19 protein-coding genes and 1 pseudogene are annotated in these 26,781 nt (G+C 74.1%); 9 read left to right on the forward strand and 11 right to left on the reverse strand.

Features of this window, described 5'->3' with window-relative positions:
* From ACFVX6_RS21740 to ACFVX6_RS21750, 3 genes are all read left to right on the forward strand, one after another.
* Positions 1–1,263, forward strand: coding sequence for a VWA domain-containing protein (locus tag ACFVX6_RS21740; protein ID WP_389693797.1), 1,263 nt, complete (start codon positions 1–3; stop codon positions 1,261–1,263).
* Positions 1,263–2,045 carry a hypothetical protein gene (locus ACFVX6_RS21745; RefSeq protein ID WP_389693799.1) on the forward strand — a complete coding sequence of 261 codons (783 nt, stop codon included), beginning with the start codon at positions 1,263–1,265 and terminating at the stop codon, positions 2,043–2,045. The genes ACFVX6_RS21740 and ACFVX6_RS21745 overlap by 1 nt, the downstream gene beginning before the upstream one ends.
* 129 nt (positions 2,046–2,174) lie before the next feature.
* Positions 2,175–2,939, forward strand: a complete 765-nt coding sequence (locus ACFVX6_RS21750; protein ID WP_389693801.1) for a class I SAM-dependent methyltransferase — start codon at positions 2,175–2,177, stop codon at positions 2,937–2,939.
* A 10-nt stretch (positions 2,940–2,949) separates the two neighbouring features.
* Here ACFVX6_RS21750 and ACFVX6_RS21755 read toward each other — a convergent pair whose 3' ends face one another.
* The 4 genes from ACFVX6_RS21755 to ACFVX6_RS21770 all read right to left on the reverse strand — a co-directional run bounded on the left by ACFVX6_RS21755 (position 2,950) and on the right by ACFVX6_RS21770 (position 11,342).
* Complete coding sequence (locus tag ACFVX6_RS21755) at positions 2,950–6,624, reverse strand: SAV_2336 N-terminal domain-related protein (RefSeq protein WP_389693803.1); 3,675 nt, start codon at positions 6,622–6,624, stop codon at positions 2,950–2,952.
* Positions 6,621–7,715 carry an AAA family ATPase gene (locus ACFVX6_RS21760; protein ID WP_389693805.1) on the reverse strand — a complete coding sequence of 365 codons (1,095 nt, stop codon included), beginning with the start codon at positions 7,713–7,715 and terminating at the stop codon, positions 6,621–6,623. Before ACFVX6_RS21760 ends, ACFVX6_RS21755 begins: the two co-directional genes overlap by 4 nt.
* 154 nt (positions 7,716–7,869) lie before the next feature.
* Positions 7,870–10,092, reverse strand: coding sequence for a hypothetical protein (locus ACFVX6_RS21765; protein WP_389693807.1), 2,223 nt, complete (start codon positions 10,090–10,092; stop codon positions 7,870–7,872).
* Complete coding sequence (locus tag ACFVX6_RS21770; RefSeq protein WP_389693809.1) at positions 10,089–11,342, reverse strand: hypothetical protein; 1,254 nt, start codon at positions 11,340–11,342, stop codon at positions 10,089–10,091. Before ACFVX6_RS21770 ends, ACFVX6_RS21765 begins: the two co-directional genes overlap by 4 nt.
* 439 nt (positions 11,343–11,781) lie before the next feature.
* Here ACFVX6_RS21770 and ACFVX6_RS21775 point away from each other — a divergent pair.
* Both ACFVX6_RS21775 and ACFVX6_RS21780 read left to right on the forward strand, forming a co-directional pair.
* Positions 11,782–13,368, forward strand: a pseudogene (locus ACFVX6_RS21775) (immune inhibitor A domain-containing protein); the annotation flags it as partial.
* On the forward strand, positions 13,366–13,920 hold the full coding sequence (locus tag ACFVX6_RS21780; RefSeq protein WP_389693830.1) for a hypothetical protein: 555 nt from the start codon (positions 13,366–13,368) through the stop codon (positions 13,918–13,920). The pseudogene ACFVX6_RS21775 and the gene ACFVX6_RS21780, both read left to right, overlap by 3 nt.
* A 39-nt stretch (positions 13,921–13,959) precedes the next feature.
* Here the strand turns inward: ACFVX6_RS21780 and ACFVX6_RS21785 are convergent, their stop codons facing one another.
* From ACFVX6_RS21785 to ACFVX6_RS21800, 4 genes are all read right to left on the reverse strand, one after another.
* The gene (locus tag ACFVX6_RS21785) at positions 13,960–14,337 is read right to left on the reverse strand and encodes a VOC family protein (RefSeq protein WP_389693810.1); all 378 of its coding nucleotides are present in this window, start codon (positions 14,335–14,337) and stop codon (positions 13,960–13,962) included.
* A gap of 44 nt (positions 14,338–14,381) precedes the next feature.
* Positions 14,382–15,866, reverse strand: a complete 1,485-nt coding sequence (locus ACFVX6_RS21790) for an NAD(P)/FAD-dependent oxidoreductase (RefSeq protein WP_389693812.1) — start codon at positions 15,864–15,866, stop codon at positions 14,382–14,384.
* 179 nt (positions 15,867–16,045) lie between these two features.
* Entirely contained in the window at positions 16,046–17,647 is a 1,602-nt protein-coding gene (locus ACFVX6_RS21795) for an esterase/lipase family protein (RefSeq protein ID WP_389693814.1), read from the reverse strand.
* A 78-nt stretch (positions 17,648–17,725) separates the two neighbouring features.
* Positions 17,726–18,685, reverse strand: coding sequence for an oxidoreductase (locus ACFVX6_RS21800; protein ID WP_389693816.1), 960 nt, complete (start codon positions 18,683–18,685; stop codon positions 17,726–17,728).
* Between the two features lie 727 nt (positions 18,686–19,412).
* Between ACFVX6_RS21800 and cbiE the strand changes: the two genes are divergently transcribed.
* The 4 genes from cbiE (at position 19,413) to ACFVX6_RS21820 (ending at position 22,698) form a co-directional block, all read left to right on the forward strand.
* Entirely contained in the window at positions 19,413–20,702 is a 1,290-nt protein-coding gene (cbiE, locus tag ACFVX6_RS21805) for a precorrin-6y C5,15-methyltransferase (decarboxylating) subunit CbiE (protein WP_389693818.1), read from the forward strand.
* A complete protein-coding gene (gene cobM / locus ACFVX6_RS21810; RefSeq protein ID WP_274550138.1) occupies positions 20,699–21,448 on the forward strand; it encodes a precorrin-4 C(11)-methyltransferase in 750 nt (249 codons plus the stop codon). The genes cbiE and cobM overlap by 4 nt, the downstream gene beginning before the upstream one ends.
* Positions 21,438–22,199: a cobalt-precorrin-6A reductase gene (locus ACFVX6_RS21815; RefSeq protein ID WP_389693820.1), complete on the forward strand. Its 762-nt coding sequence runs from the start codon at positions 21,438–21,440 to the stop codon at positions 22,197–22,199. Before cobM ends, ACFVX6_RS21815 begins: the two co-directional genes overlap by 11 nt.
* Positions 22,200–22,341: 142 nt before the next feature.
* Positions 22,342–22,698: a hypothetical protein gene (locus ACFVX6_RS21820; protein WP_389693822.1), complete on the forward strand. Its 357-nt coding sequence runs from the start codon at positions 22,342–22,344 to the stop codon at positions 22,696–22,698.
* 182 nt (positions 22,699–22,880) lie between these two features.
* Here the strand turns inward: ACFVX6_RS21820 and ACFVX6_RS21825 are convergent, their stop codons facing one another.
* The 3 genes from ACFVX6_RS21825 to ACFVX6_RS21835 are packed head-to-tail and all read right to left on the reverse strand — an operon-like array spanning position 22,881 to position 26,361.
* Complete coding sequence (locus tag ACFVX6_RS21825) at positions 22,881–24,368, reverse strand: precorrin-2 C(20)-methyltransferase (protein ID WP_389693824.1); 1,488 nt, start codon at positions 24,366–24,368, stop codon at positions 22,881–22,883.
* Entirely contained in the window at positions 24,365–25,012 is a 648-nt protein-coding gene (locus ACFVX6_RS21830) for a precorrin-8X methylmutase (RefSeq protein ID WP_243338785.1), read from the reverse strand. Before ACFVX6_RS21830 ends, ACFVX6_RS21825 begins: the two co-directional genes overlap by 4 nt.
* Positions 25,009–26,361 (reverse strand): cobalamin biosynthesis protein CobG, encoded by a 1,353-nt coding sequence (locus ACFVX6_RS21835; RefSeq protein ID WP_389693826.1) that lies wholly within the window; start codon positions 26,359–26,361, stop codon positions 25,009–25,011. Before ACFVX6_RS21835 ends, ACFVX6_RS21830 begins: the two co-directional genes overlap by 4 nt.
* Between the last annotated feature and the right edge of the window lie 420 nt (positions 26,362–26,781).

The following is a 26,781-nucleotide window of genomic DNA, read 5'->3' on the forward strand; positions in this document are numbered from 1 at the left end:
ATGATCACTAGAAGATGGGTGAGGGCCAGTGTGTGCGGCCTGTTCGTCACCCTCGCTGCCGGGTTGTTCCCGGCAGGCGCCGCCGCCGGGGAACCCGTGGCCAAGGAAGCGCCCAAGGTCGAGTTGGTACTCGACGTCAGCGGCTCGATGCGCGCACAGGACATCGACGGGCAGACCCGGATGTCCGCCGCGAAACAGGCGTTCAACGAGGTGCTGGACGCGGTACCCGACGAAGTGCAGCTCGGCATACGGACCTTGGGCGCCAACTACCCCGGCCCCGACAAGAACCTCGGCTGCAAGGACACCAAGCAGCTTTACCCGGTCGGCCCGTTGGACCGGACCGAAGCCAAGACGGCGGTCGCCACGCTGGCTCCCACCGGGTGGACGCCCATCGGGCCCGCCCTGCTCGGAGCCGCCGAGGACCTGAAGGGCGGCGACGCCACCCGGCGGATCGTGCTCATCACCGACGGCGAGGACACCTGCGCCCCGCTCGACCCCTGCGAAGTGGCGCGGGACATCGCGGCCCAGGGGATCCACCTGGTCATCGACACGCTCGGGCTCGTCCCCGACGCCAAGACCCGCGACCAGCTGATCTGCATCGCCGAGGCCACCGGAGGTACGTACACCTCCGTACAGCACACGGCCGAACTCTCTGGCAGAGTGCGACAGTTGGTCGGCCGCGCGGCCACTCCGGTGGTCAATCCGGTGGCCACCGAGGGCGCCAAGCAGTGCACGGGAGCACCGGAGTTGAAGCCCGGTCTCTACAGTGACCGCGAAAGCTTCGGGGAGCACCGCTGGTACCGGGTCTCCGTGGCGCCGGGCAAGGAACTGCGGGCCTCGGTCAGCATCGGCGCCGACCGTGCGGTGAACAACGACTATGGCGTGCTGCTGCGCGCCACGACGCTGAGCGGCCGGGAGATCGTACGCGGCCAGGAAGCCGGTGACGGTCGGACCGACCTGATCTCGTCCGGGCTGCGCTATCCCAAGGCCGGGAGCGCGGACGACGAGGAGCCGGCCGAGACGGTGTGCCTCCAGGTCAGCAACTCCTTCTCGGCGCCCGCCACGGTCAAGACCACCCCGGGCATGCCGGTCGAGCTGACCATCGACGTGGTGGACGGCCCGGACGGGGCCTCCGACGTGGCCTCCTTCGGTCTCGGACGCGGCTGGTGGCTGCTCGGCGTACTGGCGCTCACCGGCCTCCTCGCCGGACTGGTGTGGGGCTGGGTCTCCCGCTGGCGTATCGCGGTCTGGAGGACCAACTGATGAGTGCCCTGAGACGTGATCGAAGCGTGCGACGCGCGCTGACCGCCGCCCTGCTCGTGGGCGGCGGCCTGTTCGGGGTGGCGGCCTCGCCGTCGCCGAGCCCGAGCGGCGGCGGGGAGGGTCCGACCGAGGCCGGCACGGCCTTCCGTACCGCCACCCCGCTCCAGTTGGGCGAGGGGGCCACGGCCGACGCCTCCACCGGCGACTACCTCTACTGGGTGCTCCCCCTGGACTCGGGACAGCGCGCCACCGTGCGGGCCTCGGTCACCCTGCCCGCCGCGGCCGGCCGGCACTCCGCCTCCACCTGGCAGCTCGACGTGTACGACGGCCTGCGCCGCCGCCAGCCCTGCACCTACGGCACGCAGACCGGCACGGCCGCCAAGGACGCGGCGACCGTCGACCTGTCCTGCACGCTGCGCCCGGTCCGATCGGGCGCCGATCAGTGGGCCAACGACCCGCTGCCGGGCGCCTATTACCTCAGGCTCACGGTCACCGACCTCGCGCCGGAGGACCTCGGCCAGCCGGTACGGGCCCGCGTGCGGGCCGAGGCCCAGGACGTCGGCGGCGCCTACGCGGCCGACAACGCCCTGGCCGTGCCGCTCGTCCCCGGAGCCGGTACGGCCTCCGGCATCGCACCGGCCGACGACTGGTCGGGCACCTGGTGGTCGGACCGCTGGCTCTGGACGGCGGCCGGCGGTCTGCTCGCCGCCCTCGCGGGCATCGGCGGCTACCGCCTGACCCGCGGCGCGGGCCGCCCGGGACGGGTACCGCCCACCGCCTGACCCCGGCCCGGGTGCGGGACCGACAGGCCCCGCACCCGGGAATCCGTGCAGCATCCACACGCCGGAGCCGTTGCCTCCCCCGGGATCCGCCGAGATGATGCGCCACACATGCACATCGGGGGGCGGCACATGAACGACGGTGGAGCACGGGGCGACCAGTACGACGACGAGTCGGAGGACTACGTCGCCTACTGGCAGGGGCGCGACTACGAGCACGCGGCGGAAATGGCCGCGGTCAAACGACTGATCGGCGACAGCCACTACGGGCTCGCCTGCGAAGTGGGCGGCGGGTTCGGGAGGTTGAGCCCGGTCCTCAAGGAATACGCGGACCGGGTCATGATGTTCGACCCGAGCGCCAAGCACGTGGCCATCGCCGAGCGGCTGCTGGCCGACCGGCCCGGGATCTCGGCACACCACATGCGCCCCGGACACCTTCCGCTGGACGACGGATCGGCCGATCTCGTCTCCATGATCCGCGTCATGCACCACCTCCCCGACCCCGGCCCCACGCTGCGGGAGATAGCGCGCGTACTGAAGCCCGGCGGCCGCGCCCTGATCGAGGTGGCCAACTCCGCGCACATGCTGAACAAGCTGCGCTACGCGAAGCGGCTGCGCGGCATCCCGCGCGGGCCCGTGGACATCCGCTCCGCCGAGAAGGCCGCCGAGGGCGGCATTCCCTTCGTCAACCACCATCCGGACACCGTCGTACGGCAGTTCGCGGAGGCCGGGCTGCGCGTCGAGGACAAGCTCTCGGTGTCCAACATGCGCAGCGGCCGACTGAAGCGCAGCGTGGGCGAGGACCGCCTGCTGGCGGTGGAGCAGCGCGTCCAGAGCCCGCTGGCCGCCCTCAACTTCGGGCCCAGCCTGTTCTTCCTGCTCCGGCGGAGCGGGTAGCCCTCCCGGGTCAGGGCGTGGGCATCGCGGAGCCTCCGTCGGCGCTGAGCAGGGGGAACGTCGCGGGACCCGACAGCGGCAGCAGCGACCGCCACGCGCCAGGCAGCCCCGAGGGATCGGCGAAGGTCACGTTCACGAATCGTCCGTGGCCCGCGAAGTCCGCGGCGTCGAAGGTCACCCGGTCCGTGAAATCTGTGTACGAGAATCGCACTTCGGCGGCGAAGGTCACCCGGTCGAAGGAGACCGGGCCCTCGAAGCGGACCACGTTGAAATGCACCACGGACCCCCATACCGCAGTCGTGAAAGAGGCGGGCCCCAGGAAGACGGTCTCCCCCCACTCGGTGCTGCCGTGGAAGAGCGCGCCCTCGAACTCCGCCTCCCCCTGCACCCTCATCCTGCCCATCCCCGCGCTGTCCCAGAGTTCGGCATGGGCCAGGCTCAGGCCACCCGCGAACGTCGCCTCCGTAAACTCCGACTCGCCGCCGAAGTCCGCCCGTGCGAACCGCGCTTCCCCGTCGAAGACGCTTCCCACGAAGCCGGAGCCGCGCCGGAACACGGTCCGTCCGAAGGAGGCGCTCTTCCTGAAACGTGCCGCGGCGAAGTCGGCGCGGCCTTCGAACACGGCCCGGTCGAAGGAGACCCCTCCCCCGAACTCACCCCCGCGCGTCACCCAGTCGCCGGTGAAGCGCGCCCGGTCGAAGAGCGCGCGCCCCATCCTCACCTGTCCCACCCCGGGTTCACGCAGCGCAAGCAGCAGGTGGTCGAGCAGCTCCTCGCTGATGGTGGTCCCCCGCAGGTCCACGTGCGCGCCCGGTCCCAGTGTGAGGAGGTACAGGTCCCGTTCCACCGCCGCCACGTGGGCGAGACAGCGCATGCGGTCCGGCAGACGGATACCGATGCACCCACCCGGATCCGCCTGCGTGCCTCCGTACCCGCAGCGTGGCCAGCCGATGTCCGGGTCGTGGATCCTCAGCTCGGCATCGATCAGCGCCCGCCCCACCTTGGCGGCGGAGTCGGTCCAGATCCACCCGCGCGGATGCTGCTCCGTGAGCGCCAGCGGCTCGATCGCGAGGGATTCCAGCCCGCCGACATCGAGCAGCGATTGGCCCTTCATGATGACGAGCGTCCCCCGTCCTCCGGAACGGACCGGCCGGTGGATGTGTTCCGCTCGGCGGACCAACATGTGAGCCTCGTGCGCCGCCGGGCCCCGCAGATCGGGCGTGAACAGCCCTCTGGCCAGGGCCACCGCCAGGGAGATCTCCCATTCGCCGGAGCCCGCGCGAAGCCGCTCCAGTTGCCCGGGGAGCGCGGCCAGCATCACCCCGGCTCTTCCGAGAGCACCCGGATCCTCGATGGGAACGAACAGAACCCCGTCTCCCATGGAGTACACCCGGCCTCCCTCGCCGACCTCCTCCTGCGCCCGCAGGAGGAGGTCAGTCACCTCCTCCTCCACCGATCGGTGGGTCGGCGCCAGGTCCACATGGATCAGTACCGCCAGGCAGACACCCGAGCGTTGACTCCCGGCGACCCCGTGCGCCGCCACGACCTCGCGGAATCCGGGCTGCTCCAGCAGCGCCTGCCCGGTCAGGAACACCATCCGGTCCGGCCACACGGTGTGCACGATGCCCACCAGCAGCCCGTCGCGGGAGACCGGGGAGCCCCCGTATTGGGTCCAGGTCTCCGGTTCGGGGGAGAGTCGGACGAGCTCCCCGTTGCGCTCCCCCTCGTACGGGAGGACCTCGCCGGTCAGCGCCACCGCCTCGCCCTGGTCGGTGGAGCCGTCCACGACCAGGTGCTCCCCGGGGGCCGCGAAGCCCTCCGCCCAGGCCTGCCCCGTCCAGTCCGCCGGGTCCACGAGGTCCACCTCGGAGGCGAGCAGGAGCACTTGGGGCGCCGCCCCGTCTCCCCAGGCGCGTCGACACAGGACGTCCTGCCCGTCTGCCGCACGCACCCACGCAGAGGTGTACGGTCCCCCGGTCTGCGCCTCTGCGACCGTCAGCACCAGTCGGGGCGACAACAGCACACCCACCGCCAACGGCTCCCGCTGCGGCTCGAAGCGGACCCGTACCAGCCGGTCGGCCAGCCCGGACACCGGTCCAGCGGCCTGGGCGAACGGCATGGCCCCCGGCGCCAGTTCGCGGCGGCCTCCGCCGCCGGGCGCGCGGCGGATCGCCGTGAAGTCGCGGCCGGTGCCGCGGTTGCGGAACATGTACTCCCCGACGCGCCGCCGGACCAGCTCCCGCACCGCGGCCACGTCGCCGCGCAGCTGTGACCCGAGCAGGGCTTCCCGTACGCCCGGCAGGAACTCGAACTGAACCGTATCGGCGGGCTGTTCGCCGTCCCACGGGGCGAGCAGCCCACCCAGCGCCACTTCCGCGAGGTGCCCGTGCTCGGAGTCCCGCAGCAGGGAGCGGCGTACGAGGGTCATCACGGGCAGGGTGAGCGGTACGGCGGCCAGGTGGTCGGCGAGGCGCTGGGCGGTCGGGGAGGCGCTCGCGCGGAAGCGCTCCACCACCTCCAGGGGGTCCGGGAAGAACTTCGGGGCCGCTGGTGTCGTCCCGTACGGAGCTTCGCGCGCGGGTTCCGCGTCGAGGCGCAGGCACGCGAGGCGCCGCCAGCGGCCGTCGCCGGACACCACCCGCACCAGCCGGGCCAGGCTCCCGGAGGCGATGCCGACGACCGGGATCACCGCCCCGCCGCCGCGGGCCCGCCGGGTCATCGGGACCCGCTGCCAGGAGCGGGTGGCCGCCGCGGGCCGGTCCGCGCGGACGGCGAAGGGGACCGGCCGGACCGCCCCGCGCGTCCAGAGCCGCTCGGGCAAGACGTTTAGTACGGCCACGGCGTTGTGCGCCGACCACTGCCGGAGCACACCGCGCAGCGGGGCTTCGCGCCAGCCGCCGGCGACCGTGTCGGAGAGCACCAGGATCAGCCGGCGACCCGCGGGGTCGACCAGCTCCAGGGGGTTGCGGGGCGGGCTGTCGCGATGGTGCGCGACCATGGGCACGCCGCCGGGGCCGGTGCCCGTGAGCCGCCAGGTCCGTACGTCGCGGAAGACCCCGCTGCGGGTGAGGAGACCGCGGACCTCCTCCACCAGGTCGGACCAGAGCAGCATCGAGGGGTGGGAGTCGACGACCAGGGCCACGTCCAGCCAGCGGCTCTCGGCGGGGCGCAGGACCGGGGTGAGCACCATCCGCTCGATGCTGCGCTCGACCGTGAGCTGTTCGTCCAGCTCCTCCCCCGGCCCGCCGATGCTGCGGCGGCCGATCGGGCGCAGGGCGCGCATCAGGGCGAGCGGGTCGTCGAGGGTGGCGGCGCGCGGCAGCCGCACCGCGGTGCCCCTGCGCGCGGCCGGCGCGGGTGCGGCGCCTGGTGCGCCGCCTCCCGCGGTCCGGCCGGCGGCGGGGTCCGCAGGGCCGCCGGGGGCGGGAGCGGGACCGGCCGCGGGGAAGTACTGGACGCCCGGTTCGCCGGCGCCGCCGCCGCGTACGGTGACGGGTAACTCCATCCCGTCGTCGCCGGGTTCGGGTCCGACTGCCGGGGTCGGCACAGGAGGCTCGCCGCGGGCGGCCGCGTCCACCCGGGTCGCGAGCCACAGGATGTCGGCGATCTCCTCCGCCCCGACCCCGGGGCGCGGGCCGCTGTCCTCGGCGCCTTCGGCCAGGGCGGCGAGGAGCCTCTCGATCACGCGGAGGGCCCGGTGAGGTGGTGCATGACGGTGTCGAGGAAGCGCTCGCGGTCGCCGGGGGCGGACCAGGCACCGGCCAGGCGCAGTTGGATGGCGTTGAGGAGCTGGTCGGTGGCGAGGTCGCCGTCCTCGGCGCGCTCCAGGAAGCTCTGGACCAGATCGCGGTACTCGTCGCTGTTCTCGATGTCGACGCCGAGCCGGCCGCGCACGATGCGGGCGAGCTTGTCGGGGTCCGGCGGGTCCAGGTGGAGACGGACGCAGCGGCGCAGGAAGGCGGGCGGGAAGTCGCGTTCGCCGTTGCTGGTGAGGACGACGATGGGGAAGTACCGGCACTGGACACGGCCTTGGGAGATCCGGACGGCCTCCTCCGTGTCGTCGTCGGTGCCGATGGCGACGGTGGGGGCCTCCTTGACGAGCCGGGCGAGCTCGGGGATGACGAAGCCTCCGTCCTCGAAGACGGTGAGGAGGTCCCCGGGGAGGTCGATGTCGCTCTTGTCGATCTCGTCCACGAGCAGCACGCGGGGCCGGTCCTGGGGCAACAGGGCCGTGCCGAGGGGGCCGAGGCGCAGGTAGCGGGCGATGGAGGGACCGCCCTCGGACGAGACGGTGGAGGCGGAGGCCTCGGCGGCGCGGGCCGCGGGCGGCTCGGCGCCGGGCGCGCGCAGCTGCTCCAGCCCCGCCTCCTGGAGCCGGCCGATGGCGTCGTACAGGTAGAGGCCGTCGCGCAGGACGGTCCGGCTGGTGACCGGCCAGTGCAGTACGGGGCCCAGGCCGAGGTCGGCGGCGATGCTGGAGGCGAGCGTGGACTTGCCGACTCCCGGTTTGCCGGTGATCAGGAGCGGCCGCCGCAGGTGCAGGGCCGTGTTGACCACGTCCTTCTCCAACTCGTCGGGCACGTAGCCCTCGCCGCGCCGCCAGGTGCGCTCCCAGGCCGGCCCCTCGCAGCCGGGGGGCGTGTACCCCGGGTCGGGGATGCCCTCGAAGTCCCGCCAGGGCGGTGGCGGTCCGGCCTCCAGCCTGGCCCGGCGCTCGGCGGCCTCGCCGGTCCCTTGGTACAGCCACCAGTCCTTCACCACAGCCTCTGCCTCCATCGTCGGTGTCGCGGGCCGTAGCCGCGAGCGGTCATCGGGGTCGGTGCCGGATTCGGAGTCGGGGTCGAATTCGGGGTCGGGTCCGGGACCCGCCCCGGGTCCGGGTGCGGGATCGGAGTCGGCGTGGGCAGCGGCGTCGGTATCGGCATCGGGTTCAAGCCAGGGACCGGAGGATGAGGGTGTCGTCGGGATCGTCCCACAGGAGGACCAACCGGTCTCCCCCCGGCGGCTGTCGGCGATCGCCGGCAGGGGCGCCCGCGCCCGCGACGGCCGCCGCCCGGCGCACCGCGCGCACGCGGGCGGGCAGCGCGAGCACGTCGAGCGCGCCGGGGTCGGGCGGCCGCCCGTCCTCTCCGGCCGGCGCCAGCAGGGCGAGCAGGTCGCCCGGGGACCCGTCCGGACCGACATCCCCGGTGCCGCCGGCACCCCCCGCGCCCCCGATACCGCCCACACCCCCGCCACCTCCCGCCCGCCCCGCCCCGCCGTACGCCAAGCCGTCCGGAGCCGCCTGCGCCGCCCCCGGTCCCCCGGCCCGGCCCGCGCCCGCCGGTGAGGCGCCGCGGCGCCAGAGGGCCACCGGGACACCGCCCTCGAGCACGGCCTCCACCACCGCCGAGGTCCGCGCCCCGGCCCGGGTGTGGGCCAGTACGCACGCGGGCGCCGCTCCCGCGCCCAGTTCCATGCCGAGCCCGTCGTCCGCGTCCGCGTCGGCCACCACCCTGACCGCGTCCGGGTGCCGACCTCCCTGGGCCCACAGCCAGCGCCATTTGCCGCGCCATTCGGCGCCGGTGTCCTCGCGTTCCTGCGGGCAGCGCACCACCACCTGGTAGATCACCCCCAGGGGCCGGGTCCGCCCGCCCGGGCCGCGCGGGACCTGCCACTGGTCGAAGTCGAGGTCCAGGAGCTCGTACGGCACGTGGAACTCGATCCGCTCCACCGCAGCGGACAGCCGTCCGGCCTCCGCGTCGGCGCCCCACGCCTTCGCCACCGCCCCGAGGTGCCGTACGAGTGCGTCCCGTACCGCGTCCAGCCGGACCGGCTCGCCCTCCGATTCCCAGATGTGCTCGGTCGCCTCCCGGCGCAGCCACATCCGGGCGAGGAAGCCGTCCTCCCCGCCCGGCGGCGTCTCCAGCCGTACGTGCAGGGCCGTCTTGCGCGCGGGCGGGGGCGGGGGCGGCAGCGCGGGCAGGCCGAGGCGTTCGCGGGTGGCGCGCACCCAGTCGCGCACCCGGGCCGCCCACTGCTCGTCGCCCGCCGCGCCCTGCTCGCCGAGGAACCGTACGAAGGGCACCGCGAGCGGCACCCCGCCCGGCCCGCCGTGGCGTTCGTCCAGGTCCTGGACCACCTCCAGCAGGCTGTCGCCGGGCAGCCCGCCCCGGGCGGGGGCCGCGCAGCCGGCGGCCTTGAACGCCCACAGGTACGCCTCGTAGGCGCAGCGCGGCAGGTCGCGGTCCTCGAAGAGTTCGCCGAGCCCGTCCCAGGCGCTCTGGTCGAGGCGGCCCGCGCCCGGCGGCGCCATCCCGGGGACGTCGTCGTCGAGGAAGGAGGAGGCGTCCCAGTTGCGGTCCACGACGAACTGCGGGAGCTGCCAGCCCTCGCCGCGTGCGCGCAGGCCCAGGAAGGTCCGGTGGATGGAGCGGGCGGTGTCGGCGAGGCCGGAGACGGCCTCGTGCACCGGGCGTTCGCCGAGTTCGGCGAGGAGTTCCTCGGTGAAGCGGCCGGCGCCGCGTTCGGCGTCGTTCTTCGCTGCCTCGCCCTCGCGGGAGGCGTACAGCCGGAACTGGCGCCGCCCCGGGACGGTGGCGCCGCCGCCGTAGTCGTTGGCCCCGAAGTTCCACCGGGCCTCGCGGGGTGCGTCGACCCGGCAGGCGTCCACCAGGGCGGCCTGGTAGCGGAAGACCTCGCGCTTGACGAGGCTGGTGCGCCACCAGCGCAGCGCGGAGTCGAGGTTGAGGTGGAGGATCTGGCCGGTCCGGGCGTCCGCGGAGGGCAGCATCAGGTCGCCGCGGAGCGGTTCGGTGTAGCCGTGTCCGGCCCAGAAGATGACCAGCACATCGCCGTCGCACGCGGGGAGTTCGTTGAACAGCACCGATTTCGTGTTCGCCTCGGTCGCCGGGCGGTGCGTGTCGCGCAGGGCTTCCAGACCGGCCGAGGCCGACCAGTCGAGGGAGTCCGGATCGTCGAGCGGGGACAGCAGCAGCCGTACGTGGCCCGGCGGCACCCCTCCCGGTCCGGTGAGCCAGCGGGCGAACCGCAGGGCGTCGCGGGCCGGGCCGCGCAGGTTCCAGTGGCGGCTGATCTCGTACTTCTCGACCCCGGCGACGAGCGCGAAGGTGCGCGGCCCCAGCTCGGAGGGCAGGAGGTCCAGGGGGTTCACCCGATCTCCGCTTCGGCCACCGCCTGTTCGATGCGTGCGTAGAGGGAGTCCTGTTTCCAGTAGGCGCTGTGGCAGGCCGGGAAGGGTTGGCGGCTGCCGATCTCCTGGTCGCTGACGCGCGGGTCGCCGGGGAAGACGGGCTCGGCGAGGTACGAGAGCACGTCCTGGCGGTCGTAGACGTTGAGCCAGCGCGGGAAGGCGTACGGGAGCTTGGTGCCCGGTACGACCCCGGCCAGGGCGCCGAGTTCGTAGAGGAAGGGGGCCTGCGAGCCGACGGTGACGAGCAGTTCGACCCCGGGCACCGGCTCGCCGCGGGCGGCGGCGAGGGCGAGGAGGTCCACCAGGGCGATGCCGCCGAGGCTGTGGCCGATGAGCACGGTCGGACCGGGCTCGGCGGTGATCCGCTCGTGCAGGAAGGCACGGAGGTCGGCGCCCCGGGCCTGGTAGCGCAGGATGTCGCCGAGGGCGGGGGTGGCCCCGACGGTGAGGGAGCCGCGCCAGGCGTTGAGCAGCGGCTGGGTGGTGACGCGCATCGCGAGCCGGCCGAGGACGGCGGCGGCGCGGGCGCCGGGGAACCGGGCGTCGCCACCGAGACGCGCGGTGATCAGCTCGACGAGGCGGTCGCGTTCGGCTCCGGTGCAGTCGGCCTCGGCTCCGGCCGAGGCGAGTGCGGCGGCGGTCACCGCGCGGGCCAGGGCCTTGGCCAGCTCCAGGGCCTGTGTCTCGCCGACGGCCCGCTCCCCGGCGCGGGCGGCCTCGGCGGAGCGGGAGACGCTCTCCAGGGCGGCGGGGAATCCGGCGGCGAGGCCGGTGCCGAGCAGCAGGGCGGCCTGTTCGCCGCCGTCGGGGACCCCGCGGACTCCGGCGAGCAGCTCCAGCACGCGGTCGCCCGCGGACTGCACGCCGGGCATGGCGAACTCGTCCCCGTCGGGATCGTCATGGGGGTCGCCGCCGGCTGCGGTGTCCCAGCCGGCTTCCGCCAGGACGCGCAGCTCGCAGAGCGGGTCGGCGACCAGCAGCCCCCACTCGGCGATCTCCTCCTCGTCCGGCCCGGGGACCGCACCGGGGGCGCCCAGTCCGGGCACCGACCGCCCGTGGGCGCTGAGGGTGGCCCCGTACCGCTCCCCCCAGAAGCAGGAGTCGACGGTCGCCCCGGGGAACCGGGCGGTCAGCCGGTCCCGGACCAGGGCGAAGAGCGTGTCGTGCCGCTCGCGCCGCACCCCCGTGCCGTGCACAAACAGAAATCGCATCGCGGTTCCGCCCCCTCGCACCGTCGTCCCCGCTCGGCACGATAGCGCCGCGCGACGAACGGGGCCCTCGGAACGTCGAGTTCGGAGGGGCCGGGGCGCACGTCCTGGCGCGGTCGGGCACGCCCCCCGGCCGTACCCGCCGTACCCGCCGTCCCCCTGTCCCACACCTATCAATCACCTGTCACATGTGAAATATTACTCCCGCTCCGGCCAACCCGACCGACCGGAACTTCCAGAAAGGTCAGCTACGTTGCGCAGACTCGCTGCGGTGGGAGCGGCGATATCACTCGCCCTCCTCGCCGCCCCCGCGCTCGCCGCCACCGCACCCCCGACCCCGGCGCCGACGCCCGCCGGGCAGCAGCAGACCGATCGGGCCGCCCCGCCGCCCGCCCCCCTGGAGCTCCAGCGGCAAGCCCTGCGCCGCCAGGCCCTCGAAGAGGTGGCCGCAGGCCGACCCGGCGGCCTGCGGGCCGGGGCCGACGGCAGGCTCCCGCGCCAGGCCAAGATCGGCAAGCGGTACGTCGAACTGGCCCAGGAGCGCAAGGACAAGGTCTTCGTGATCCTCGCCGAGTTCGGCGACCAGGTGGACACCACCACGGAGTTCGAGGGCAAGCCGCGCTTCGGCGGCACCCCGGGCCCGGCGCACAACACGATCGGCAAGCCGGCCGCGGACGACAACCACACCCTGTGGCGCAAGGACTTCGACCGGTCCTTCTACGAGAAGCAGTTCTTCTCCACCGACCCGCAGTCGGCGTCCCTGCGCGCCTACTACCGGCTCCAGTCCTCCGGCCGGTACGACATGGACGGCACGGTGACCGACTGGGTCAAGCTCCCCTGGAACGAAGCCCGTTACGGCACCGACAACTGCTCCGAGTCCGGTCAGTGCCGGACCAACTGGGACATGATCCGGGACGCCACGGACTCCTGGTACAAGTCCGAGCGCGCGAAGGGCCGTACGACCGAACAGATCAAGGCCCAGCTCGCCGAGTACGACGTGTGGGACCGCTACGACGCCGACCACGACGGGAACTTCGACGAGCCGGACGGCTACCTCGACCACCTCGTCGTCGTCCACGCGGGCAAGGACGGCACCTGGGGCGGCGGCACGCAGGGCAAGGACGCCGTGTAGGCGCACCGCTGGTTCGCCTACTGGAACCAGGCCGGCAGCGCGGGCCCGGAGGGCAACAAGGCGGGCGGCACCCCGGTCGGCGACACCGGCATCTGGGCCGGGGACTACCTGACCGGCGGGGAGAACAGCGGCGCGGGCCTCTTCGCGCACGAGTTCGGGCACGACCTGGGCCTGCCGGACCTGTACAGCTCGGACGGGGACAACAGCGTCAACTTCTGGTCGCTGATGTCCTCGGCGTCCTACCTGGGCAAGGGCCGCAACTCCACGGGCGAGTTCCCGGGCGACCTCGACCCGTGGAGCAAGCTGCAGTTGGGCTGGCTCCAATACACGGAGGCCGACGCGGGCCGCACGACACGGGCCACGCTCGGGGTGTCCGGCTACAACACCGAGGACCCGCAGGCCCTGCTGGTGCACCTGCCGCCGTCTTCGACCACGACCGAGCTGGTCGACCCGTACGAGGGCGCCAGCCAGTGGTGGAGCGGTACGGGTGACTTCATGGACAACACCCTGTCGCGCACCGTCGACCTCACGGGGGTCACGGCCGGGACACCCGCACGCCTGGACGCCCGCGTCTGGTACGACATCGAGCAGGACTTCGACTACCTGACGGTGGAGGCCTCCACGGACGGCGGAGCCGGCTGGACGGCGCTGCCGGGCACGGTGGACGCCACGCCGATCGGGGCGAAGGGCATCTCCGGCACCTCGGCCGGCTGGACGCAGCTCTCGGTCCCGCTGACGCAATTCGGCGGCAAGTCGGTCCAGTTGCGGCTGCGCGTCACCTCCGACAGCAACACCCACGGCAAGGGCGTCACCTTCGACGACATCCGCGTCACGGCGGGCGACGACGGCCGGGTCCTGCTGCGCGACGGGGCGGAGCAGGGCGCCAACGGCTGGATGGCGGTCAAGTGGTCCCGTACGGAGGGCCGTACGGGCAGCGAGCAGCACCCCCGGGCGTACTTCGTGGAGAACCGCCGCTACACCGGCTACGGCAGCCTGCTGCGGACGGGGCCCTACAACTTCGGCTTCACGGGCGACAAGGTGGAGTTCTACCCGTACCAGCAGGGCGTGCTGATCTGGCTCTGGGACACGGCGTACAGCGACAACACCACCAAGGCGCACCCTGGCGGCGGCATGCTGCTGCCCGTCGACTCCCGTCCGGCGCCGCTGACCCACGCGGACGGCACGCTGCTCAACGCACGTGCGCAGACCTTCGACGCGCCCTTCTCCCTCGGGAGGAGCGACCGGATCGTCCTGCACAAGGCGGGCACCCCGACCGCGATCCCGGCCCGGAGCGGCGTACCGGTCTTCGACGACCGCCACGGGACGTACTGGAACGCGGAGCTGCCGCAGCTCGGAGTCAAGGTTCCGGACACCGGGACCCGGCTCACGGTGGTGAAGGAGGCCGCGGGCGGGGCCCTGACGACGGTTCAGCTCACCCCGTCGAAGTGACCTGCCGAAGTTGAACGGGGGGTTGGCGGAGACCGCCGGTCAGTGGCGCACCAGACAGAACGGGTGCCCGGCCGGATCGGCGTAGACCCGCCAGCCCTCGCCCGCCCGGTCGCCGTCCAGCAGGGTGGCGCCGCAGGCCAGGACCTCGGCGTGGGCCAGGTCCAGGTCCGCGACGGCGAAGTCCAGGTGGAGCTGCTGGGGCCGGGCCGGGTCCGGCCAGCGGGGCGGCCGGTGGTCCTCGGCGTACTGGAAGGCGAGGACCGGACCGGCCGGGAGGTGCAGGGTCGCCCAGGTCGCGTCGGTGGCCCAGCGCCGGTCCGGGCGGTTGACCTCGCCGCCGGTCACGCACCGGTAGAACGCGGCCAGCGCCGCCGGGTCGGGACAGTCCAGCACCACGCACTGCATCTCGGCGATCACGCGATGATCCTAGGGGGTGTCTTGCCGATCAGGCCGGACGCCGCCTAGGCGTTGCGGCGCGCCCCCCGCTCTGCGGGCGGACCGTGGTGCGGCGGGTAGGCGGTGGTTTCCGGGGTGTCCGGGAGCCGCGGCTTGGACAGGACCCGGACCATCGTGACGGGGTCCAGGAGGGTGCCCGGCGGGCGGGTCAGCGACAGCACCCCGAAGAAGCGGGAGGCGATCGCCGGGTCGGTGTTGGCGCCCGCCATCACCCGGGACATGTAGCGCTGCAGGATCCGCGTGGCCCGGTCCGGCGGGGGGCCTTCCGTGACCGCGTACCGCATGTCCTCGCTGGTGGCGATCTGCCAGGGCACGGCCACCACTGCGATGGTCCGGCGCTGGATCCGGCGGGAGGCCGCGGCGATCTGCTCCGGGTTCAGCGTGCGGATCTCCTTGGCCAGCGCCTCCGCGGCGAGCGCGGCGACCGTCATCCCGTGCCCGTACACGGGGTTGAAGCGGCAGGCGGCATCACCGAGGACCACGAAGCCGGCCGGCCAGCGCTCCAGGCGTTCGTAGTGGCGCCATTCGTTCGCCGTGTTCCGGAAGGCGGTGGGCGCGGACAGCGGGATCGCGTCCCGGATGGCGTCGTACAGGGCCGGACTGCGCAGGCTCCGCGCGAACGGGAGGAACTCCTCCTCCCGCACGGGCGGGGCGTGTTCGCCGTTGCCGACGAGGGTCACCAGCCAGCGGTTCCCGTCCAGCGGCATCAGCACGCCGCCGCGCGGAAGGTCCGGCCGGCCCTGGACGTACACGCCCTGCCAGCTCCGGGCCGGATCGTCGGGCATCTCGAAGTAGCGGCTGGAGTACCCGAGATGGGAGTCGTAGCGGGTGACCGCCGGCGCCGGGTGGCCGATGTCCGTGAGCCAGGCGGGAGCCTTCGAGGTGCGGCCGGTCGCATCGACGACGAGTCGTGCGGCCAGCTGCTCGCCGTCGCGCAATCGCACACCGGTGACCGTGCGGCCGTCCGGCCCGGCCACGAGTCCGGCGACCGTCGCACCGCCCCGGATCCGCACACGGGGGTTGCGCAGGACCTCCCCGCGCACCGTCCGGTCGAGCAACTCCCGGCTCGCGAGCAGGACCCTGGCCCCCGGCACCGGTCCGAACCAGTCGGCCGGGCTCAGCCAGAGGAAGTCGCGCGGTGATTCGAGCAGGGCCGCCCCCGCGGCCAGCAGCTTGGCCGTGGTGCCCGGCAGCATCCGCTCGATCAGGTCCACGCCCCGCGCCCACAGGACGTGCGTGTGCCGGGACTGGGGTATTCCCGGCCTGAACACCGGCTCGCCCTGCGAGAGTTCGTCCCGTTCGAGCACGGTGACCCGGGAGAACCGCATCGCGAGCACCCGCGCGGCCAGCAGTCCGGCCATGCCCGCGCCGAGGACCACGGCATGGTCCTCGGCGCGGTCCCCGGCATGATCCTCGGCGCGGTCTTCGGCGTGCGGTCCGGCCTGCGGGCCGGTGGTACGTAGGTGGTTGTCCGTTGCGTCGTCGTCCATGCCGCCGAGTGTGACTGCGGACGGGGCGCCCTGGTCAGGGCCCGGACGGGGCGCCCGGAGGCTCGACGGGGGCGGACGGGCTCATACCGGGGCGCGCCCCCGCCGGCACCTCCGTCGGGACCTCTGCCCGGACCTCTGCCCGGACCTCTGCCGGGACCTCGGTCCGGACCTCTGCCGGGTCAGGGGCAGAGGGCGGTCCAGGTGACCTTCACGTACCCTCCGTCGTCCCCTCGGAACTCGCTCGTACGGGTGCCCGGCCGGTCGGTGTACGGATCCCAGGCCACCGTGCCCCGGGCGACCAGGTCATCGGCCGAGGAGGCGTCGTAGTCCCAGAGGAAGACGCCGATCTCGAACGGGCCGGGGCCGTACGTGGTCCCCGAGCCGACGCGCTGGTAGAAGTACGGGTCCGGGTCGGTGCGGTTGCCCTGGTTGGGGAAGGTCGACGGGTCGGAGCCGGAGCGCGACCACACGGCGGTGCGCGCACCGTCGCCGGTCCGGACCGCGATGTCCCCGTAGAGCGCGGGGCGGGTCGTGCCGTCGTCGAAGTAGGTCAGCTCCGCCTGGTCCACGCGCACCCGGCAGGCGGGGACGCCCTGCACCGGGGTGACGGTGTAGGTGACGGAGGCTTCGCCGCCGTCCACACCGGACATCCTGGCGGTGAACCGGCCGAAGCCGAGCGCCGGGTCCCAGTGGACGCGGCCGGCGGCCATCACGTCGTCGTTGTTCCCGGCGCTGTAGTCGGCGTCGGTGAGGTAGGCGGTGACGGTGGCCCGGCCGCTGAAGACCTGGCTCCGGGTGTTGTCGTCGAGCCCGAACCAGGGATCGTAATCCGGGAAGGCGGTGGCGCCGGAGCGGTCCCGGTGCCAGAGGGAGCGGGCGGTCCCGTCGGTGGTCAGGGTCAGGCCGTCGTAGAGCTCGGGCCCGCTCTCGCCGCCGGAAGCGAACCGGGCCGAATCGACGGTGATCCGGAACGGGCCCGTCTTCAGCTCCACTTCACTCACCGGGTCCTTGGAGAACTCGGCGACGATCTGCCGGCGCACCCAGTCGTTGCCGAGCAGCCCGTAGTGCGAGGGGCAGCCGCTGTCGCCCACCGGCAGGACGTGGTTGACGGCTCCCGCCAGCTCGGTGGAGCGCGGGGCGCGGCTGTCGCCGGGCGGGATCTGCTGGTCGCAGGTGGAGCTGATGGTGGTGTACCGGGTGGCGCCCGGGGTTTCGTCGCCGGCGTTGAGGGAGTTCAGGAAGGGGCTGCCGGGGGTCATGTCCGCGAGCGAGGCCGCGTGGATGTCGCAGAAGGTGGCGAAGGGTCCGCAGGGCGCGGCGTCCCCCGCCCCGTGATTGGGCCCGCCGAGCGAGACCCAGGCGCGGACCCGGGAACTCCCGCCGTCCTTGAGGTACTTGCGCGTCAGCAGCGACCCCATGCTGTGGGCGACCACGTCGACGGGGCGGCTGCCGAACCGTTCGGTGAGGAAGGCGCCGAAGCGGGCGGCGTTGGAGTCGTTGGTGGCGGCCCAGTCGTAGCCGAATTCGGCGAGGTCACTGGAGAGCCACCCCTGGGCGCGCAGATGGTCCTCCAGCCCGTCGAGGGAGGCCGCGGTGTCCCCGAAGCCGTGGACGAGAACGACCGGCGTACGCTGCTGCGCGCGGGCGGCGGCCTCCGCGGAGTCCGCGGCCCGCGCCGTCGGGGCGGTGAGCAGGGCCGCGACGAGCCCCGCGACGGTGGCGACGAGCATCGAGAACAGCAGGGGAACGGGCAGGGGAACGGGCAGGACGGATCTGCGCATGGCTCTCCCAGGGGATGCGGCGGGATGCGGCCCGACAGCCTGAAGTGACTGGCGAGTAGCAAGTTAGCCCCCGGGGATTCAGCGCGATAGAGACGTGTACGAGACTCCGGTGAGCTTTTCGGAGGCGGCCCAGAGCCGTTCGCCGGACTTGTCGTCCAGGGTCCATTTCGCCCGCCAGGAGCGGTGCGGTGCGCCGCGAATGCTGAACCGCGGCCCGATGAACTCGTCCGGCCGGACCCCGGGGGCGGTGGCCGCGTACAGCGTGGGCAGTGCGCCGGAGGCCGCGGACTGGGCGATGACGCCGTTGCCGATGACGACGCCGAGGCCGTTGGCGGCGACCGCGAGCCGCGAGGTGAGGGTGGTGCCCGCCTGCGGGGCCGCCGCGACGTGCAGGTTGGTAGAGGAATAGCCGGGGTGGGCGGCGGCCGCGACGATCCCGGATCCGGCGGTCGCGAGGCGCCGGGCGAGCTCGTGGGTGAAGAGCAGGTTCGCGGTCTTGGAGCGGCCGTAGGTGATCCAACGCCGGTAGTTCCGCTCACTGTTGAGGTCCTCGTGGTCCACGTCCCCGAGGGCGTGGAAGCCGCTGGAGAGGTTGACGATCCGGGCTCCGGGCGGGGCGGCGAGGAGGTGGGGCAGGAGCAGTCCGGTGAGGGCGAAGTGCCCGAGGTGGTTGACCCCGAACTGCGTCTCGAAGCCGTCGGCGGTGCGGCCGTACGGCAACGCCATGACACCGGCGTTGTTGACGAGGAGGTCGAGCGTCCCCTGCCTGCGCCGCCCGTACGCATCCGCGAACTCCCGTACGGAGGCCAGATCGGCGAGGTCCAAAGCCATGAACTCGACCTCGGCACCGGGTATTTCACCCCGCAGGGCCACCTCGGCGGCCCGCCCCCGGGCCGCACTCCGGCAGGCCAGCACCACCGAGGCGCCGCGGCGCGCGAGTTCCCTGGCGGTGGCGTAGCCGATCCCGCTGTTGCCTCCGGTGACGATGGCCGTCCGCCCGCTCTGATCGGGCATCCGGGCAGCCTTCCAACCCACCATGGCAGCTCCTCCCCCTCCCGGCGGCCCCACGGCCCACCGGCCCCCGCACCCTACTCCCGGCCCCCGCCCGAAACACGACCCCGGGGGGGCGGCCTGCACACACCGCTGCGCGGGCCGGAGTTCCCCTACCCACCCTTCCCCCGTTCCCCGGGCACTACCCGGACCCGCGCCTGAGTGCGTCCCCCGGCTCCGCCCGCACCCCGGTCCTCAAACGCCGGCGAGGCTGGGCTCGCACGCGCGCGTCTGCGGGCAGTGCGCTGTGCGCCGGTGCAATCCGACGTCAGCCCAAATCCAGCCCCTCCGGCGTTTGAGGAGCGGGGGTCCGGGGGCCGGCCCCCGTGCCACGGCGCCGCACGCGGCAACAGGTCCGGGGCAGGGCCCCGGGGAACGGGCGAAGGGCGGGTAGGGGAACTCCGCCCCGCAGGGCAGGCCCGCACGGGCACGGCCGGCGCCGGGCCAACTCCGGCCCCGCCGGCGCTTGAGGTACCGGGTCCGGCCGACCGGCTCCCGGCAACGGCGCCGCCCGGCCGACCCCGTGCGGCACCGGAACCGACACCGGCCGGAGCCGCAGCCGCATGCCCCGCCCCGGTGCCAGGGCGAGGCCGGGACCAGAGCCGGGCCCGACCGGGCCGGGGCCCCCGCAAGCCCGGGGCCCGCCCGCCAGGGGTGCAGGGCGGGCCCAGTAGGCTGCGGGTCCACCCGCTTCCCGTACCCCGAGGTCCACCCAGTGAGCTCCGCACCGCCCCCCACACCCGTGTCGGTCGTCGGCCTCGGCGCCGACGGCTGGGACGGACTCACCGCCCCCGCCCGGGCCGCGCTGGCCGGGGCCGAGGTGCTGATCGGCGGGCCCCGGCAGCTGGACCTGCTCCCGTCCGGGGAGTGCGGCGGCGCCCGGGTGGCGTGGCCCAGCCCGCTGCGCCCGGCCGTGCCGAAGCTGATGGCCGAGCACGCGGGCCGCCGCATCGCGGTGCTGGCCAGCGGCGACCCGATGTTCTACGGGATCGGCCGCGCCCTGTCCGAGGAGCTCGGACCGGACACCCTGCACGTGCTGCCGCACCCCTCCTCCGTGTCCTACGCCTGCGCCCGCCTCGGCTGGCCCGTGGAGGACACCGAGGTCGTCACGGTGGTCGGCCGTCCGGTGGCCCGGCTCGCGGCCGCGCTGTACGAGGGCCGCCGGGTGCTCGTGCTGAGCGCCGGAGCAGTGACCCCGAACGAGATCGCTGCTCTGCTTCGAGAGCGGGGCTTCGGCCCCAGCCGGATGCGCGTCCTGGAACAGCTCGGCTCCGAGCACGAGGACACGTACGAGGGCCTCGCCCAGAGCTGGGAACACCCGCCCGGCGACCCCCTCAACGTCGTCGCCGTCGACTGCCGCCGCGACCCCCGCGCCGAGGCCCCCCGGCTCGGCTCGACCCCCGGCCTGCCCGACACCGCCTACGAGCACGACGGCCAGCTCACCAAGCGCCACGTCCGCGCCGCCACCCTGTGCGCCCTCGCCCCCGCCCCCGGCGAACTCCTGTGGGACATCGGCGGCGGCTCCGGCTCCATCGGCATCGAGTGGATGCGCACGCACCCGTCCTGCCGGGCGGTGACCGTGGAGCGGGTGACGGAGCGGGCCGCGCGGATCACCCGTAACGCGGCCGCGCTCGGCGTACCCGGCCTGCGCGTGGTCACCGGCTCCGCACCCGACGCGCTCGCCGGACTGCCCGCCCCCGACGCGGTGTTCATCGGCGGCGGCCTGACCGCGCCGGGCCTGCTCGACGCGGCCTGGGAGGCGCTGGCCCCCGGCGGCCGGCTCGTGGTCAACACCGTCACCCTGGAATCGGAGGCGGTCCTCGCCGACCGCTACCGCCGCCACGGCGGCGAACTGGTCAAGCTGGCCGTCGCGCATGCCGTACCGGTCGGCGGCTTCACGGGCTGGCGCCAGGCGATGCCCGTGACCCAGTGGACGGTCACCAAGCCCTACCCGCCCCACCCGCAGTCCCAGCCCAACCCCGAAATGGTGGATCAGACGATATGACCGTGTACTTCATCGGTGCGGGCCCCGGGGCCGCCGACCTGATCACGGTGCGCGGCGCCCGGACGCTGGCCGCCGCCCCCGTCTGCCTGTACGCGGGCAGCCTGGTCCCGCGCGAGCTGCTCGCCGAATGCCCGCCGGACGCCCGTCTCATCGACACCGCGCAGCTGAACCTGGACGAGATCATCGCCGAGTGCGTACGCGCGCACGCGGCGGGCCAGGACGTGGCCCGGCTCCACTCCGGCGACCCGTCCGTCTTCAGCGCCGTCGCGGAGCAAATGCGGCGGCTCGACGCGGCCGGCATCCCGTACGAGGTCGTCCCCGGCGTCCCCGCCTTCGCCGCGGCGGCCGCCGCGCTGAAGCGGGAGCTGACCGTCCCCACCGTCGGCCAGACCGTGATCCTGACCCGGATCTCCCAGCAGGCCACGCCGATGCCTCCCGGCGAGGACCTCGCCACGCTGGGCCGCAGCGGGGCCCTGCTGGTGCTGCACCTGGCCACCCGCTACGTGGACCGGGTCGTGGACGAACTCCTGCCGCACTACGGGCCCGAGTGCCCGGCGGCGGTGGTCGCGATGGCCAGCCGCCCCGACGAACTGATCCTGCGCGGGACGCTGGCCGACATCGCCGCCCAGGTGAAGGAGGCCGGGCTGGTCCGCACGGCCGTCATCCTGGTGGGCCGCACCCTGGGCGCCGAGCAGTTCCGCGACAGCCACCTGTACTCCGCCGAGCGCGACCGGCATGTCTGCTGATCCATCCGGCCCCGGTCCGCACGTCCTGATCCTCGGCGGCACCACGGAGGCCCGCCGCCTCGCGGAGGCGCTCGCCACCGCCCCGGGCTCCCTCCGGGTGACCACCTCACTGGCCGGCCGGGTCGCCGCCCCGGTGCTCCCGCCCGGCGAGACCCGGATCGGCGGCTTCGGCGGTCCGGACGGGCTGGCGGCCTGGATCGGCGCCCACGGGGTCACGCACCTGGTCGACGCCACGCACCCCTTCGCGGAGCGGATGAGCTTCAACGCAGCCTCGGCGGCCGCCCTTTCGGGCGTGCCGCTGCTCGCGCTGCGCCGCCCGGGCTGGACCCCGGGCCCCGGGGACGACTGGCACTTCGCGGACTCCCTCACCGAGGCGGCCGCCCTACTCCCGGGCCTCGGCACCCGCGCCTTCCTGACCACCGGCCGGATGGGCTTGCACAGCTTCGCGCACCTCACGGAGCCCTGGTTCCTGGTGCGTTCGGTGGATCCGCCGGCCGCGCCCGCGCCGCCGCGCCTCGAAGTCCTGCTCGCCCGCGGCCCGTTCACCCTCGCCGACGAGCGCGAGCTCCTGGCCCGCCACCGCATCGACCTCCTGGTCACCAAGGACAGCGGCGGCTCGGCCACCGCCCCCAAGCTCACCGCCGCCCGCGAGGCCGGCATCCCGGTCCTCGTCGTCCGCCGCCCGCCGGTGCCGGGGGGCGTCCCGCAGACCGGCTCCGTGGACGAGGTGCGGACCTGGCTGTCCGGCTGAGGGCTAAGGGGTAAGGGGGCCGTGGCGGACCGGCAGCCCGCCACGCCGATGGATCGCGGAGGATCGATTCGCCGTTCGGAGCCCTCCTAGGGTCGTGCCCGCACTACCCGACCCGCCTCCACGGAAAGGGATCCACTCCCTCATGAAGCTCCGCACCACCGCCGCCGCTGCCATGGCGGCCTTCGCCCTGGTTCTGTCGCTGCCCGGCTCGGCCCTCGCCGCCGAAGGCTATTTCCACTACAAGTACGTCGACGGATACGGGCAGGAGCAGCACGTCACCCTGCACGACCCGCACAGCGGCAAGTGCGTCAACCTCTACGCCGTCGGCGACGACGAGGTGCAGCCCGGCTACGGACCGCACAACGACACGGACTCCGCCGTGGTCGTCTACACCGGAGCCAACTGCCAGGGCCCCGAGTGGAAGCTGCGCGCGCACGGCAATCCGGCGCGCGACGACCTCCTGGTCCGGTCCGTGCGCTTCGCGGTCACCCCCGGCTAGCAGCCGGAACCCCCAGCAACCGGCCCCCACCCCGCCCTGCCGGGCATCTGCCCGGCAGGGCCGTCGGGTTACTGGACGTCGACGAAGTCCTCGCGGCTCGTGGACGGCACTCGGCCCCGCCGAGCCGGGGCTCAGCGGGGCCGGGGCTCAGCGGGGCCGGGTGGAGAGCAACTGCCCCCGGATCACCCGTAGCGGCGCGGGGTCCAGGTCACCCTCGACCCGTCGGGGCGCTGCGTGACCTGGGTCTGCGAGGAGCCGATCAACAGGATCGTCCGCATGTCCACCTCGGACGGCTCCAGTTCGGCCAGCGTGACGATCCGGACCGACTGCTCCGGCCCGCCCACGTCGCGCGCAACGACCACCGGGGTCTGCGGTGCGCGCAGCTCCAGGAGCAGTTCGCGGGCCTGCGCCACCTGCCAAGTGCGGCTGCGCGAGCCCGGATTGTACAGGGCCAGTACGAGATCGGCCGCGGCGGCCGCGCGCAGCCGCTCCGCGATGACCTCCCAGGGCTTGAGCCGGTCGGAGAGGGAGATGGTGGCGTAGTCGTGGCCGAGCGGGGCTCCGGCCGCGGCGGCCGCCGCGTTGGCGGCCGTCACCCCGGGCAGGACCCGTACGGGCACGTCCTCGTACTCGGGCTGCCCCGCGACCTCCAGGACGGCGGTGGCCATGGCGAAGACCCCGGGGTCGCCGCCGGAGACCACGGCCACCCGCTTGCCGCGCCGGGCAAGGTCGAGCGCGAACTCGGCGCGCTCCGACTCGACCTTGTTGTCGGAGCCGTGCCGGATCTGGCCCGGCTTGACCGGGACCCGGTCCAGGTACGTCGTGTACCCGACCAGCACCTCGGCGTCGGCCAGTACCCGCCGCGTCTCGGCGGTCAGCCACAGCGGCCCGGCCGGGCCGGTGCCGACCACGGCGACCTCTCCGGGTCCGGACGGCACGCTGCCCGGGTTCCCGATCCGGCTGGGCAGCACGGCGACGGCGAAGTAGGGGACGGAGTCGGGGTCGGTGTCCGCCAAGAGGCCCGTCCGCTCGCCCTCCATCGTCGCGCGCTCCACGTAGCGCGCCTCGGCGAGCCGGCCGCTGTTCTCCATGGCCCGCCGTATGGCGGGGAAGGTGCGGCCGAGCTTCATCACGACCGCCGAGTCGGTGGCGGCGAGGCGGGCCGTGAGCTCCTCCTCGGAGAGGGTGCCGGGCAGGATCGTCAGCACCTCCTCACCTTCGACGAGCGGGGTGCCGAGCCGGGCGGCGGCAGCGCTCACCGAGGTCACCCCGGGGATCACCTCGGTCTCGTACCGGTCGGAGAGCCGCTTGTGCATGTGCATGTACGAGCTGTAGAAGAGCGGGTCGCCCTCCGCGAGCACGGCGACGGTCAGGCCGGCGTCCAGGTGGACGGCGAGCCGGGCGGCGGAGACCTCGTAGAACTCCTCCATCGCGCCCTGGTAACCGCCGGGGTGGTCGGTGGTCTCGGTGGTGACCGGGTAGACCAGCGGTTCCTCGATGTGATCGGAGCGCAGGTGCTTCGCGGCGATGGAGCGGGCGATCGAGCGGCCGTGGCGGGCGGAGTGGTACGCGACCACGTCGGCCTCCGCGATCACTTCGACGGCGCGCAGCGTCATCAGCGAGGGGTCGCCGGGGCCGAGCCCCACTCCGTAGAGTCGTCCGGTGCTCATTCGGCCACGCTCGCGATGGCGTTGACGGCGGCCGCGGCCATGGCGCTGCCGCCGCGCCGGCCACGGACGATCAAGTGGTCGAGTGCGGAGGGGTGTTCGGCGAGGGCGTCCTTGGACTCTGCGGCGCCGATGAACCCGACGGGGACCCCGATGACCGCGGCGGGGCGCGGGGCGCCCTCCTCGATCATCTCCAGCAGCCGGAAGAGCGCGGTCGGCGCGTTCCCGACGGCGATCACCGAACCCTCCAACAGGCCCCGGTCACGCCAGACTTCGAGGGCGGCGGCGCTGCGCGTCGTGCCCATCTTCGCGGCGAGCTCCGGCACGGCCGGGTCGGAGAGGGTGCAGATCACCTGGTTGTCGGCGGGCAGCCGCTTGCGGGTGACCCCGCTGGCGACCATCTGCACGTCGCACAGGATCGGCGCACCCGCCTCCAGGGCGGCCCGCGCCCGCAGGACGACCTCGGGCGAGTAGCCCAGGTCCCGGGTCAGGTCGGTCATCCCGCAGGCGTGAATCATGCGCACCGCGACCTGGGCGACCGAGGCGGGCAGCCCGGAAAGGTCCGCCTCGGCGCGGATCGTGGCAAAGGACTGGCGGTAGATCTCGGCGCCGTCCTTCTCGTACTCGAACACGGTGTACTCGCTCATTTCTTCACTGCGTCTTCGGACACTCGGGGTTGGCTGCGCGCGTCGGCGACGGCCTGGGCAAGTTCGTGGGACGGCACCGGACGACCGTCGAGGCGGTACCCGTCGGGGGTGGCGACGAGGTCGACCCAGGCGGTGCCGCGCGGATGCCCGCACCGGCGCTCGCACCCGGACCAGTGCACGGGCGCTCCGGCAGGCCCGGCCGGTGCCCCGCCGTCCGCGCCCACGACGGACCGCGCGTCGGCCCGTACGTCGGACAGCGCCTTGGCGCAACCCGGCTGCCCGGTACAGGCGGTGACGGACTCCCAGGGGCCGTCGGGCGCGACGGACAGGCCCGCGGCCACGAGTTGGGCGTAGCCGTCGACCGGCCGCCGGGTGCTCGCGCGGGGCAGGACGATGCTCCGCCAGGGGGTGATCCGCAGCTCGCCGTCGCCGTCGGTGCCTCCGTCGGCTCCCTCGGCTCCCTGGCCGTCGCCTGCGACGCGTACCAGAACCCGCCACTGGTCCGCGGTGAGCCGGCCGAGCGGGGGCAGTACGCACAGCGGCGTGCGGTCACCGGTGCCGGGGCCCCACGGCTTGGGCGGCGGGGCGTACGGCCAGGACACCTCGGGAACGAGGTCCGCCGCGATGCCGGCCGCCGTGAGCCGTGCCGCGAGCTCCGCGGCCTCCGGGGCGTGTACGGCGGGCAGTTCGGACACCCGCCAGGCGCGGGTGCCGGCGGCGTCCGCGGAGTCGAGGAAGTACTCGGCGGCGAGCAGCGCCGCCCGGGGTGCGTCGGCGGCGTCCACCTCCACGGCGCCCGGGGCCGCGCCGAGCCGGACCAGTGCCCGGCCCCGCGGTGCGCCGAGCAGGGTGACATCGGGGTCGAGCGCGGCGACGTCCCCGCGCCCGTCGTCGATGGCGAACAGGAACCGTCCGGACAGGGCCGTCGCGCGGGCGCTCGCGCACAGCAGCCGGTCCAACTCCCCGACCCAGGGGGTCACATGGGGCCGCTCGGTGCCCAGGATCCCGGACAGCGGGGTCGCCACGATGTTCCGTACCCGCTCGTGGCCGGGGGCGGGCAGCAGTCCGGCCCCGTCCAGCAGCTCCGCCAGCCCCGCGCCGCACCCTTCGGCGAGCCCGCGCAGCTGCACGTTGCCGCGCGAGGTGAGTTCCAGGTGCCCGTTCCCGAACCGGTCGGCGGCCAGCGCCAGCACCGAGGCCTGCCGGGCGGTCAGCAGACCCCCGGGGATCCGGACCCGCGCCAGGTACCCGTCGTCGGCGGCATGCAGGCGCAGCGCGCCGGGGCAGGCGTCGCCGCGATCCCGTATGACGGGTTCGTCCCGCGCTGTGGCGGAGGGGGGCGTGGGCATGGCGGCGAGCATACCCACGATTCTGCGCCCACCCCCTGTGTCGATCACCACCCCGAACCGGCCACCCCGAACCAAACCCGACGGGCACCCACCCCCACCGAAGCTCCGCCCCCCGGCCCATCCGCCCCCGCCGGCATCGGACGCCCGACGCCCGCCGAATCCACCCCCACCAGCCCCTGCCGACCCCAGCCCCACCGGCCCCTGCCGACCCCAGCCACCCACGCCTGCCCAATCCAGCCCCACCGGCATGCACCTCCCAGCCCCCGCCCAATCCAGCCCCACCGGCATGCACCGCCCAGCCCCCGCCGAACCCAGCCACCGGCGCCTGCCGAATCCAGCCCCGCCGGCGTTTGAGGCGCGGGGCCCGGGGCACCGACCCGCCCACGGCGCCGCCCCCCCACACCCACCGCCCCCGCGCGA

It is taken from the genome of Streptomyces sp. NPDC058289 (genome assembly GCF_042880975.1).
In the GTDB taxonomy this organism is placed as follows: Bacteria; Actinomycetota; Actinomycetes; order Streptomycetales; family Streptomycetaceae; genus Streptomyces; species Streptomyces stoeckheimensis.